Raw genomic sequence first — 10,726 nt, forward strand, 5'->3', positions numbered from 1 at the left:
GGCGCTACCAGTCCGCGCGGCGCACCAGCGCGTAGCGGAACGCACCCCGCAGGTGCACCTCGCGGGTCCAGTAGCAGACGGTGCCGGACCTGCTGATCCCCGTCGCGTCGAGCGTCATCGCCGGCTCGCCCACCGCGCGGCCGGTCAGGCCGGCCTCCTCCTCGGAGAGTCCGTCGGCGCCCGGCCACACCAGCTCCCAGCCCACCTGCTCCCCCACCAGCGCGCGGGCGAGCTCCGGCATCGGCGCGGCCGGATCGAGGTCGGCCAGGTCGGTCCGCGCCAGCACCGGGACGACGTCGCGGGCCACGAGAACCGGCTCGTCGTCGGCCGACCAGACCTTGGTCGTGCGCAGCACGGACCGGCGCGGTGAGACGTCGTGCTCGCGCGCCTCGTCGAGGGTGACCTCGCCGATCTCGGCCGTCACGAGGCGTACCGACGGCGTCCGGCCCATCGCGGCGATCAGCTCCGCGCTCTCGAGGCGTTGCTCGAAGCGCGCCGGGATGCCGAGCAACGAGCTGTTGACCGCGGTGTCCGCGCCCTTGCGGCGATGGATGAACCCACGCTCCTCGAGCCGCACCAGCGCCTCGCGTACGGCGGGCCGGCTGATCTCCAGCGAAGACGCCAGCGCGAGCTCGCTGGGCATCGGTCCGCCGCGCTCGGCCGCCTCGGCCCACAGCCGCTGCAGCCGGCGCTCGACCGGCTCGGGCAGCTCCGCGTCGCTCACGGCGCCCACCCTAGGACGTGCCGGGGTCGGCCAGGGACGTCGTACCCGGCATCCGGGTCGCCGGACAGGCGCGGACCCGACCCGGATGCCGGGTACGACGCAGCTCGGGCGCCCAGGCGGGCCGCAGCACCTCAGACGGAGACGATGGCGCCGGCGCCGGACTCCCGGTCGAGCGAGCGGCCGATGACCATCCGCTGGATCTGGTTGGTGCCCTCGAAGATCTGCATCACCTTGGCCTCCCGCATGTAGCGCTCGACCGGGAAGTCCTTGGTGTAGCCCGCCCCGCCGAGGACCTGGACGGCATCGGTCGTCACCTTCATCGCCGTGTCGGTCGCGACCAGCTTGGCGATCGAGGCCTCACGGGAGAACGGCAGGCCGAGGTCCTTGAGTCGGGCGGCGTGCAGCAGCGTGGCGCGTGCGGACTGCACGGCGGCCTCCATGTCGGCGAGGACGAACGCCAGGCCCTGGTGGTCGATGATCCGCTGCCCGAACGCCTCACGCTGCTGGGCGTAGGCCACGGCGCGATCGAGAGCGCCCTGGGCCAGGCCGGTCGCGACGGCCGCGATGCCGAGCCGGCCGGCGTCCAGCCCGGCCAGCGCGATCCGCAGGCCCTGGCCCTCGTCGCCGAGGCGCTGCTCGACAGGCACCCGCACACCCTCGAACCGCATCGTCGCGGTGGTCGAGCCCATCAGCCCCATCTTGTCCTCGGGCGCGTCGGCCGACAGGCCGGGGGTCCCGGCGCGGACGAGGAAGCAGGAGATGTCGCCGCGACCGTCGCCGGTGCGCGCCATGACCTTGTAGAAGTCGGCCTGCCCCCCGTGGGTCACCCACGCCTTGGCGCCGTCGATGACGTACTCGTCGCCGTCGCGGCGGGCGCGGGTGCGCATCGCCGCCGGGTCGGACCCGGCGTGCGCCTCGGAGAGGCAGTAGGCGCCGAGCAGCTCGCCGCCCAGCATCTCGGGGAGCCACCGCGCGCGCTGCTCGTCGGTGCCGAAGGTCGCCAGGCCGAAGCAGCTCAGGGCGTGCACCGAGACACCGACGCCGACGCTCGACCAGACGGCGCCGATCTCCTCGAGCACCTGCAGATAGACCTCATAGGGCAGCCCGGCGCCCCCGACCTCCTCCGGGTAGGGCAGGCCGAGGAAGCCGGACCGGCCGAGCAGCCGGAACACCTCGCGGGGGAAGGTCCCCGTCGCCTCGGCCTCCGCGGCGCGCGGCAGCAGCTCGTCGGTGGCGAGCTGGCGGGCCAGGCGGAGCAGGTCGGCGGTCTCCTCGGACGCCATCAGGCGACGTGCGGGCATGGTTCCTCCATGAGTACTGAAAACGCGATGCTGGTACGGACCACGGTACTCCTCTCGTTGCTAGCCTGCGAGCGTGCAGCAGCCCCGGACCCTCCCCGCGCGCTCCCGCCAGCGCCGGGACGTCCTGCTCGACGACCTCGTCGACCTGTTCCTCGCCGAGGGCTTCGCCGGCTTCGGGATCGGCGAGCTGGCCCAGCGCCTGTCCTGCTCCCGGAGCACCCTCTATCTCGTCGCGCCGAGCAAGGAGCAGGTCATCACCGCCACCGTGCGGCACTTCTTCAAGCGCGCGGCCGAGCGGATCGAGCAGCGCGTCGCCGCGGTCGCGGACCCGGCGGACCGCCTGGCGACGTACCTCACCGCGGTCGCCGACGAGCTCGCCCCCGCCTCCCCGCGCTTCTACGCCGACCTGGCCGGCTTCCCGCCCGGCGCGGAGGTCTACCGCGCCAACACCGTCCATGCCGCGCAGCGCGTCCAGGCCCTCGTCACCGAGGGCGTCGAGGCGGGCACGCTGCGCCGGGTGAACGCGACCTTCGTGGGCGCCGCGGTGGCCGAGGTGATGGACGCGATCGGCGACGGCCGGATCGGCGCCGCGACGGGGCTCGACGACGCCCAGGCGTACCAGGCTCTGGTCGACCTGGTGACGACCGGGCTGCGGACGCGAGGCTGACCCTGTGGACCACGCACTGGACGTCGGTATGACCCTGCCCGTCATGGAGCCAGACATCGCGCCGGAGGTGCTGCGCGACTGGGCCGAGCGGATCGATGCCGGTCCGTTCAGCTCGCTGTGCTTCGGCGAGCGGGTCGCCTTCGACAACCCCGACGCGCTGACCCTGCTCGGCGCGGTCGCCGCGTGGACCCGCCGCGTGCGGATCGCTACGACGGTCGTCGTACCGCAGCTGCACGACCCGGTGCACCTCGCCAAGGCGCTCGCGACCGGCGACCGGCTCAGCGGTGGGCGGCTCAGTGTCGGCCTCGGGGTCGGCGGCCGCGAGGAGGACTACGCGGCGGTGTCGGCCGACTGGAGCAGCCGGACCATGGCCGGGATGGCCGAGCGCGCCGCGACCCTGCGCCGGGTCTGGAACGGCGAGAACCTCACCGGCGCCACCCGACCGGTCGGCCCGCGACCGGTGCGGCCCGGCGGCCCCGAGCTGCTCGTCGGCACCCTCGGCCACCGCACGACCCGGCACGCGGCGCGGTGGGCCGACGGCGTCGCCGGGATGACCCTGGACGTGGACGTCGAGGGCACCGCGGCGCTCTTCGACGTCGCCCGCGCCGCGTGGGCGGAGGCCGGGCGCCCGGCCCCCCGGCTGACGACGTCCTTCTGGTTCGCGCTCGCCGAGACCTCACCGGATCCGCGCCGGCAGATCCACCGGCACCTGCGGCACTACATGAACTGGCTGCCCGCCGACCTGGTCGACGCCCTCGCCCCGACCGCCGGCTTCGCGGGCACGCTCGAGGAGCTGCGCGTCGTGCTGGACCGGTTCGCGGCGATCGGCACCGACGAGGTCCAGCTGATCCCCACCAGCGACGACGCGCGGCAGGTCGACCTCGTCGCGGGCCTGCTCGACCGGATCGGCTGACGACCGCCGCCGGCGAAGATGACGTGCGTCGCCGCGGATCACGGGACGCGCCGAGCGTCGGACCCGACACCTAGGCTCCGTCGCCATGGCCGCTGCCGCACGCCGTCCGACCGCAGGCGGCCACATGTACGTCGACGAGTCGACGGCCCGCGACTACCTGGTGATGTGCGCCGTCATCGCCGGTGGCGACGTCACCGCCACACGCGCAGCGATGCGGGGCCTCCTGCTCCCGGGCCAGCGCAGTCTTCACATGAAGAACGAGCGGAATCGGGCGCCGAGGATTCTCCGCACCATCGTCGCGATGGATCCGCAGGTTCTCATCTATCGCGTCGATCGGGAGACAGCGTCCATGGAGGCTCGCCGACGATGCGTCCAGCAGCTGGCTCAGGACGCGTGCCGACTGAGGCTTGCGCGGGTCGTGCTCGACACCATCGACTCGGTCGTCGACCGCGACCATTCGTGGATCATCTCCGGCGCTCAACAGGTCGGGCACCGAACGCCACCGTTCGCCTATCACCACCAGCGTCGCTACGAGGAGCCGCTGCTGTGGGTCGCCGACGCCGTCGGATGGGCCTGGGCCCGCGGCGGCGAGCACCGCGCCACTGTCGAGCCGATCGTCGACGTGATCGACCTGTAGAAGGCGCGAAGCCCGACACCACGGTCGTCCGGCCGGGTATCGGGCCCACTTCTCGGGGGGTAATGCCCCCTCGCGCGTTCAAGGATACAGGCAACTGCACGTCTCGACCGGATCAGCCGCGCCGGAGCCGGCTGAACCCGCTGCGGTGGAAGACGAGCGGCGCGAGGGCGGCGCCCTGCTCGACGTGGTCGACGGCGTGCAGCTCGAGCAGGACGAGGACGTGGTCGCCGGCCTCGACCTCGCGGTAGACGGTGCAGTCGAAGCGCGCCAGGCCGTCGTCGAGGAGCAGTGCGCCGTCGTCGGTGACGCTGTGGGCGACGCCGGCGAAACGGGTCTCGACGGGACCGGCGAGCTGGCGGCAGACGGACGCGTGGTGGTCGGCGAGGATGGTGACGCCCAGGTGCGGGGCGCGCTTGAGGTCGGGCCAGGTCTTGGACGAGACGGCGATGTTGACCGAGACCAGCGGCGGATCGATGCTCACCGAGGTGAACGAGCTCGCCGCGAGCCCGATCGGTCGGCCGTCGATCTCGGCTGCGACGGCGACCACCCCGCTGGGGAAGAAGCCGAACGCCTGGCGCAGCAGGTCCGCGTCGAGGTCCTGGTTGGTCGCGAAGCTGCCGGCGAGCGTCGTCATACGGTGGTCCTGCTTTCCAGGTGGGCGGTCACGAACGGGCGGACCGCGTCGAGCCAGGGCCGGTACGACGCGTCGGCGTCGTGCGCGCTGTCGAGGACGTACAGCGCCCGGCCGGGCACGGTCGCGCCGAGCTCGGCGAGGATCGGGCGCAGCGTGTACTCCGGCGCGAGCGCATGTGCCGGCCCGCCGCCGAGCATGAGCGGCACGGCCAGGCCGTTGAGGCCGGTGCCGGCGGCGAAGCGGTCGAGGAACAGCTTCAGCAGCCCCGTGTACGCCGACTTGTAGGTCGGGCTCGCCACCACGACGAGGTCCGCGGCACCCACCTGGGTGACCAGGTCGGCGACGCCGGGGTCCGACCAGTCGAGGAGCGCCGGACCGACGGTGGCGAGGTCGACGACGAGGTCGGGCTCGCCGGCGAGCTCCCGCGCGACGTACAGCGCGGAGGCGAGGGTGCGGCTGGCGGGCTTGGGGTTGCCGACGACGACGGCGACGGTCATCGGACCGCCACGTTTCGCTCGGGAGCACGCACCACGTCCGGCAGGTCCGGCCCCAGCCGCAGGGACTCCAGGAAGAGCACGATCGTGGCGGCGACGGCACGGTGCGAGGCGTCGTTGAGGATGTCGTGCCGGCCGCCGTCGACGAGACGGATCACCGCGTCCGGCTGGGCGTCGTACGCCGCGAGCACGTCGGCGACCGGGGTGACCGCGTCGTCGGCGCCGTGCAGGACCAGGACCGGCTTGCCGGGGGCGACCACGCGGACCGAGCCCCACGGCAGCGGCCGGTCGAGCCCTCCTCGGCCGAAGCCGTCGTCCTCGGCGATCACCCGCCGGTGCACGGGGCACGCGGTGCGGGCATCGACCTCCTCCTCCCAGGAGCCCCACGACCGGGCACCTCCGGAGCGCGGCAGGGCCAGGCCGGCGACCACGACGCCGTCCACGGGAAGGGTCGGCGCGAGCAGCGCGGCCAGGGTCGCGCCCGCGTCAGTGCCGACCAGCACCGTCGGCGCCGGCAGCGCCTCGTCGGCGAGGACCTTCTCGATGCGCTCCCGCGTCGCGTCGAGGTCGTCGAGGTCGACGCCCACCAGCCGCACCCGCCAGGCGTCGGCGGAGAGTCTCCGCCCGAACCGCTCGTAGGACGCTGCGGTCTCACCGCGTCCCGGCAGCACCACCAGCGTCCCGCGCGGCGTACCGCCGACGGGCTCGTCCCAGGCAGTCACGGTCATCGGTGCTCTCCTCTCGGGTGGGCCCACGTGGACGTGAACCAGTGCACGGCCCCGGTGTCGGGGTCATAGGAACGACGCGGCAGGGTGCCGATGTCGGCGCCGTAGACGTGGATGCCGACGACCGGCTCGTCGCCGCCGCAGCGGACCTGGTGCACGTCGTCGTCGGTCGTGCAGCAGACGGTCACCTGCCCGGCGGTCCACTCGTCGGTGCCCTCCTCGACCAGCGGTACGCCGGGCGCGGAGGGCTTCGCGAACCGGGTCTCCACCTCGGTGCCGCTGTGGATGCCGACCACGCCCCACGTCTCGTGGCCGTGCACGGGCGTGCCCTGCCCGACGTTCCACACCGCGCTGGCGATCGAGAACGAGCCGTCGGAGGCGACGTGCAGCGGATACATCACGTAGCGCTCGGGGTCCGGCACGGTCTTCTCGGACGGCAGCGCGAAGCCGGCGGCGAGCGTCACCGCCAGGTCGTCGCGCACCGCGGCGGTGAGCGTCCGCTCGTCGAGGTCCTGGGCGATCAGCCGGGCGACCCGCCGGGCGAAGTCCGCCAGCTCGGGAACGTCGGTGTCGACGGGGACGATCTGCTGCTGGGTCATGCGCTCTCCTTCGTCAGGGCGGCGGTGTAGGCCGCGATCCGGTCACGCAGACCGGGTACGGCGACCGAGCGGGCCAGCGCCGCGAGCTCGGCATCGGTGTCGTGGGGCAGCCGGGGCGGGGACTCCGCGGCGAGCGCCTCGGCCAGCGCTCCTGGGACGCCGGTCACGAAGCCGGCGCCGAGCTCGGCCCGGCGCACGGTGCCGAGGGCGACGCCGAACGCGGCGCCGGGGAAGCGCAGGGTGACCGCGGGGTCCACCAACCGGTGGTCGCAGGCGAGCACCAGATCGGCACCCGCGCCGACGGCCACGCCGTTCGCGACGGCGACCGTGCGGTACGGCGCGGCGATCAGCCGCTCGAGCAGCAGCCCGATGCGCAGGAACCGGAGGGCCAGGGTCGCGTCCGTCTCGGCGGCGAGCCCGCCGAGGTCGAAGCCGGCCGCGAAGTGCCGGTCGTTGCCGCGCAGCACCAAGGCCTCGGGCCGCGCCGCCGCGGCCTCGTCGAGGACGTCGTGCAGGGCCTCGACCAGGTCGGCCGAGAGGGCGTTGGCCCGCTCCGGGCGGTCCAGGGTGACCGTCCAGATGTCACCGCGGTCGAGCCGGAGGCTCGTGGGGTGATTCATCGGCGGGCCGCCCACTCGTCGTACACCTCGACGTCGGCGCCCAGGCGGGGTGCGCCCCGGTCCAGCCGGGGCGCGAGGCCCTCGACCCGGACCGGGAAGACCACTGTCGGCGTCGGCCCCGCGACGGGGACGTCGACGGTGCCCACGAGGCCGGTGGCCTCGACGTGCGGGTCGGCGAGGATCTCGCCGAAGGCATTGACCGGGCCGCAGGGCACGCCGCGGGCGCGCAGCTCGGCCAGCCAGTGCTCGCGCTTCTCCTCGGCGAACCGGGCCTGGAGCAGCCCCTCGAGCTCACGCTGGTGGGCCACCCGGTCGACCTGCGTGCGGAACCGCGGGTCGTCGACCAGGTCGGGCAGGCCGACCACCTCGGCGACCGCGGCCCAGAGCCGGTCGTTGCCGGCGGCGACGGTGAAGTCGGCGTCGGCCGCGGCGAAGCCCTGGTAGGGGGCGTTGCGCGGGTGCGCGGTGCCGAGCCGGCGCGGCTCGGCACCGGATCCCCAGTACTCGCTGGTCTGCAGCGCCGAGACGCCGAGCAGGCAGTCGAGCATCGGGCAGTCCACCCGCACCGACGTCCCACTCGAGCGGACCTGGGGCAGCAGGGCGGCGATCGTGTACGCGGCGTACAGCCCCGCGGTGAAGTCGCCGACGGGCACGCCCGCCTTCACCGGTCCGCCGTCGGGCTCGCCGGTCACGCTCATCAGTCCCGACATCCCCTGGATGACGACGTCATAGGCACCGTCGTTGACGTACGGGCTGGTCAGGCCGTAGCCCGAGATCGAGCAGTAGACGAGTCCGGGATGCCCGACCCGGACCTCGTCGTACCCGAGGCCGAGGCGGTCGAGCACACCCGGGCGGTAGTTCTCGACGACCACGTCGGCCGCCGCGACCAGGTCCCGGACCCGCGCCAGGTCGGCGGGATCCTTGAGGTCGGCGACGACGGATCGCTTGTTGCGGTTGACCGAGGCGAAGTTGTGGCTGAACCGCTCGCTGCCGCCCCTCCCGTCATCTTCCGTGGCGAACGGCGGCCAGGCCCGCATCTGGTCACCGCTCGGCGGCTCCACCTTGACCACGTCGGCCCCGAGGTCCGCGAGCAGCATGCCCGCGAACGGCCCGGCGGCGACGTGCGCGAGCTCGACGACCCGCACTCCTTCCAATGGCCTCATGGATCAGACGGCCGCCTGCTCCGTGACGGCGTCCGTGGGCCGGGTCGCGGCCCGGTGCGCCAGCTCCTGGCGCACCAGCGGCAGCAGGTCGCGGCCGTAGTCGATCGCGTCCTGGAGCGGGTCGTAGCCACGGATGAGCACGGTGTCGACGCCGATCTCGACGTAGTCGAGGATCGCCGCGGCGACCGTCTCGGGCGAGCCGACCAGCGCGGTGGAGTTGCCGCCGCCACCGACCGCCTTCGTGGTGGGGGTCCACAGGCAGCGGTCGTGCAGCTCGCCCTTCTCCGCGATTGCCAGCAGCCGCTGCGATCCGGCGTTCTCGGGCCCCCGGCCCTGCGGGTGGATCTGGCCGACCTTCTGCTTGAACTGCGCGCCGACGGCGCCGTTGATGGTGTCGAGGATGCCGTGCGCGCGCTCCCACGCGGCCTCGTCGGTCGCGCCGAGGATCGGGCGGAAGGACACCGAGATCCGCGGCCGCCGCGCGCGGCCGGCCTCCGCCGCGCGGGTGGCGACGGTGGCGATCTGCTCGCCGGTCTCCGCCAGCGGCTCGCCCCAGAGCATGTAGGTGTCCGCGTGCTTCGCGCCGACGACGTACGCCGCCGGCGAGCTGCCGCCGAAGAACAGCTCCAGGTGCCGGTCCTGGTGGGGGAAGACCTGCGGGGTGGCGCCCTCGAAGCGGTAGTAGCGGCCCTCGAAGTCGCGCGGGCCCTTCGTGTCCCACGCGGTGCGCAGGATCTGGAGGTACTCGTCCGTGCGGTCGTAGCGCTCGTCGTGCGGCAGGTAGTCGCCCTCGCGACGCTGCTCGGCATCGGTGCTGCCGGTGACGATGTTGAGCGCCACCCTGCCCGAGCTGAACTGGTCGAGGGTGGTGAACGTCCGCGCCGCCAGGGTCGGGTGCACGACGCCGGGGCGGTGCGCGACGAGGAGGCCCAGGCGCTCGGTGTGCGCGGCGGCGTACGCCGCGACCTGGGTGCCCTCGGCCCAGCCCGAGCCGTAGCCGATCAGGACCCGGTCGAAGCCGCCCTCCTCGTGGGCGCGGGCGAACCGGGCGGTGTAGTCGGGGTCGACGACGGCGGCGTTGCCGGGCCGGATCTCGGAGGCGTCGGCGGTGCCGATCATGCCGAGGATCTCGACGTCGTCGTACGGGGACGGGGATGCGTGGGTCATGCTGACTCCTTCTGCGGGTGGGAATGGTCGAGGCGCTCGCGCCAGTCGACGGCGTCGTGGCAGGCGACCAGCCGGCCCGGCGCCTGCGGTACGACGGCCGGGGCCGGCTGCTCGGCGCAGGCGTCGTGCGCGACCGGGCAGCGATGGGCGAAGACGCAGCCGAGGTCGGCCGGCCAGGCCGGGGTGCCGGCGGCGGGCCGGAGCTGGTCGGGACGCAGCCGATCCTCCTGGGCGACGCTCGGGGCGGAGGCCGTGAGCAGCGCCGTGTAGGGGTGGGCCGGTTCCTCCAGCACGGCGCGGATCCGGCCCTGCTCGACGATCCGGCCGCGGTAGAACACCGCGACCCGGTCGGCGATCCCGGCCAGCGAGCTGAGGTCGTGGGCGATGATCACGACGGCCAGGTCGAGCTCGACCCGGAGTCGGTCGAGCAGGTTGAGCACCAGGTTGCGGTTCGAGACGTCCAGCGCGGAGACCGGCTCGTCGCAGAACAGCAGCCGCGGCCGGGTGGCGATGGCGCGGGCGAGGGAGACCCGCTGGCGCTGGCCGCCGGACAGCTCGCGCGGCCGGCGGTGCCCGACCGCCTCGGGGTCGAGGCCGACGAGGTCGAGCGACGCGGCCACCCGCTGCTGCCGCTCGGACCGGGACAGGAGGCCGGCGATGTCGAGCGGCTCGCGGACCAGCTCCGCGACGGTCAGGTCGGGGTCGAGCGAGCGCAGCGGGTCCTGGAAGACGAGCTGGACCTGGCCGGAGCGGCGGAAGGCACGGCGGGCCCGGCCGCGCAGCCGGCCGATGTCGTCGCCGGCGAACTCAATGGTGCCGGCGGCCGGTGCGACCAGGCCGACGGTGGCCCGGGCGAGCGTGGTCTTGCCGGACCCGGTCTCGCCGACGATGCCGACGATCTCGCCTGGGCGGACCTCGAGCTCGGCGTCGCGGAGGGCGGCCCCGGTGCCGAGGTGGGTGCCCTTGCGGGGCGGCGCATAGGAGACCGAGAGGCCGCGGACCCGCAGCAGCGGCGCCGGGGTCGGGACGGCCTCGGCCTGCTCCGGGAGGCGAAGGTGCGTGGTGCTCATACGGGGTCCCCG

At 74.0% G+C, this 10,726-nt stretch carries 13 protein-coding genes; 3 read left to right on the forward strand and 10 right to left on the reverse strand.

What is annotated here, in order from left to right:
• Positions 1-4: 4 nt before the first annotated feature.
• Positions 5-724, reverse strand: a complete 720-nt coding sequence (locus KVF89_RS20545; protein ID WP_257428190.1) for a GntR family transcriptional regulator — start codon at positions 722-724, stop codon at positions 5-7.
• 131 nt (positions 725-855) lie between these two features.
• Positions 856-2,025 (reverse strand): acyl-CoA dehydrogenase family protein, encoded by a 1,170-nt coding sequence (locus KVF89_RS20550; RefSeq protein WP_257428192.1) that lies wholly within the window; start codon positions 2,023-2,025, stop codon positions 856-858.
• A gap of 73 nt (positions 2,026-2,098) precedes the next feature.
• On the opposite strand from KVF89_RS20550, the gene KVF89_RS20555 reads away from it, so the two are divergent.
• From KVF89_RS20555 to KVF89_RS20565, 3 genes are all read left to right on the forward strand, one after another.
• A complete protein-coding gene (locus KVF89_RS20555) occupies positions 2,099-2,692 on the forward strand; it encodes a TetR/AcrR family transcriptional regulator (RefSeq protein WP_257428194.1) in 594 nt (197 codons plus the stop codon).
• Between the two features lie 43 nt (positions 2,693-2,735).
• A complete protein-coding gene (locus tag KVF89_RS20560) occupies positions 2,736-3,605 on the forward strand; it encodes an LLM class flavin-dependent oxidoreductase (protein WP_257428196.1) in 870 nt (289 codons plus the stop codon).
• A gap of 85 nt (positions 3,606-3,690) precedes the next feature.
• Positions 3,691-4,242, forward strand: a complete 552-nt coding sequence (locus tag KVF89_RS20565) for a hypothetical protein (RefSeq protein WP_257428198.1) — start codon at positions 3,691-3,693, stop codon at positions 4,240-4,242.
• A 112-nt stretch (positions 4,243-4,354) separates the two neighbouring features.
• On the opposite strand, the gene KVF89_RS20570 is transcribed toward KVF89_RS20565, so the two are convergent.
• From KVF89_RS20570 to KVF89_RS20605, 8 genes are read right to left on the reverse strand one after another with little or no spacing between them, the layout of a single operon-like run.
• Complete coding sequence (locus tag KVF89_RS20570; protein ID WP_257428200.1) at positions 4,355-4,876, reverse strand: flavin reductase family protein; 522 nt, start codon at positions 4,874-4,876, stop codon at positions 4,355-4,357.
• On the reverse strand, positions 4,873-5,373 hold the full coding sequence (locus KVF89_RS20575) for an NADPH-dependent FMN reductase (RefSeq protein ID WP_257428202.1): 501 nt from the start codon (positions 5,371-5,373) through the stop codon (positions 4,873-4,875). The genes KVF89_RS20570 and KVF89_RS20575 overlap by 4 nt, the downstream gene beginning before the upstream one ends.
• On the reverse strand, positions 5,370-6,098 hold the full coding sequence (locus KVF89_RS20580) for an alpha/beta hydrolase (RefSeq protein ID WP_257428204.1): 729 nt from the start codon (positions 6,096-6,098) through the stop codon (positions 5,370-5,372). Before KVF89_RS20580 ends, KVF89_RS20575 begins: the two co-directional genes overlap by 4 nt.
• On the reverse strand, positions 6,095-6,694 hold the full coding sequence (locus KVF89_RS20585) for a cysteine dioxygenase family protein (protein ID WP_257428206.1): 600 nt from the start codon (positions 6,692-6,694) through the stop codon (positions 6,095-6,097). The genes KVF89_RS20580 and KVF89_RS20585 overlap by 4 nt, the downstream gene beginning before the upstream one ends.
• Positions 6,691-7,314 (reverse strand): enoyl-CoA hydratase/isomerase family protein, encoded by a 624-nt coding sequence (locus KVF89_RS20590; RefSeq protein WP_257428207.1) that lies wholly within the window; start codon positions 7,312-7,314, stop codon positions 6,691-6,693. Before KVF89_RS20590 ends, KVF89_RS20585 begins: the two co-directional genes overlap by 4 nt.
• The gene (locus KVF89_RS20595) at positions 7,311-8,477 is read right to left on the reverse strand and encodes a CaiB/BaiF CoA transferase family protein (protein WP_257428209.1); all 1,167 of its coding nucleotides are present in this window, start codon (positions 8,475-8,477) and stop codon (positions 7,311-7,313) included. Before KVF89_RS20595 ends, KVF89_RS20590 begins: the two co-directional genes overlap by 4 nt.
• 3 nt (positions 8,478-8,480) lie before the next feature.
• Positions 8,481-9,644 (reverse strand): LLM class flavin-dependent oxidoreductase, encoded by a 1,164-nt coding sequence (locus KVF89_RS20600; protein WP_257428210.1) that lies wholly within the window; start codon positions 9,642-9,644, stop codon positions 8,481-8,483.
• Positions 9,641-10,714, reverse strand: a complete 1,074-nt coding sequence (locus KVF89_RS20605) for an ABC transporter ATP-binding protein (RefSeq protein ID WP_257428211.1) — start codon at positions 10,712-10,714, stop codon at positions 9,641-9,643. Before KVF89_RS20605 ends, KVF89_RS20600 begins: the two co-directional genes overlap by 4 nt.
• Positions 10,715-10,726: the final 12 nt, after the last annotated feature.

The organism is Nocardioides carbamazepini, assembly GCF_024614185.1.
Lineage (GTDB): Bacteria > Actinomycetota > Actinomycetes > Propionibacteriales > Nocardioidaceae > Nocardioides > Nocardioides carbamazepini.

Coding starts and splice junctions, on each gene's coding strand:
- KVF89_RS20550 (WP_257428192.1), bottom strand. CDS start 2,025: ATGCCCGCACGTCGCCTGATGGCGTCCGAGGAGACCGCCGACCTGCTC.
- KVF89_RS20560 (WP_257428196.1), top strand. CDS start 2,736: ATGGAGCCAGACATCGCGCCGGAGGTGCTGCGCGACTGGGCCGAGCGG.
- KVF89_RS20565 (WP_257428198.1), top strand. CDS start 3,691: ATGGCCGCTGCCGCACGCCGTCCGACCGCAGGCGGCCACATGTACGTC.
- KVF89_RS20570 (WP_257428200.1), bottom strand. CDS start 4,876: ATGACGACGCTCGCCGGCAGCTTCGCGACCAACCAGGACCTCGACGCG.
- KVF89_RS20575 (WP_257428202.1), bottom strand. CDS start 5,373: ATGACCGTCGCCGTCGTCGTCGGCAACCCCAAGCCCGCCAGCCGCACC.
- KVF89_RS20580 (WP_257428204.1), bottom strand. CDS start 6,098: ATGACCGTGACTGCCTGGGACGAGCCCGTCGGCGGTACGCCGCGCGGG.
- KVF89_RS20585 (WP_257428206.1), bottom strand. CDS start 6,694: ATGACCCAGCAGCAGATCGTCCCCGTCGACACCGACGTTCCCGAGCTG.
- KVF89_RS20590 (WP_257428207.1), bottom strand. CDS start 7,314: ATGAATCACCCCACGAGCCTCCGGCTCGACCGCGGTGACATCTGGACG.
- KVF89_RS20595 (WP_257428209.1), bottom strand. CDS start 8,477: ATGAGGCCATTGGAAGGAGTGCGGGTCGTCGAGCTCGCGCACGTCGCC.
- KVF89_RS20600 (WP_257428210.1), bottom strand. CDS start 9,644: ATGACCCACGCATCCCCGTCCCCGTACGACGACGTCGAGATCCTCGGC.
- KVF89_RS20605 (WP_257428211.1), bottom strand. CDS start 10,714: ATGAGCACCACGCACCTTCGCCTCCCGGAGCAGGCCGAGGCCGTCCCG.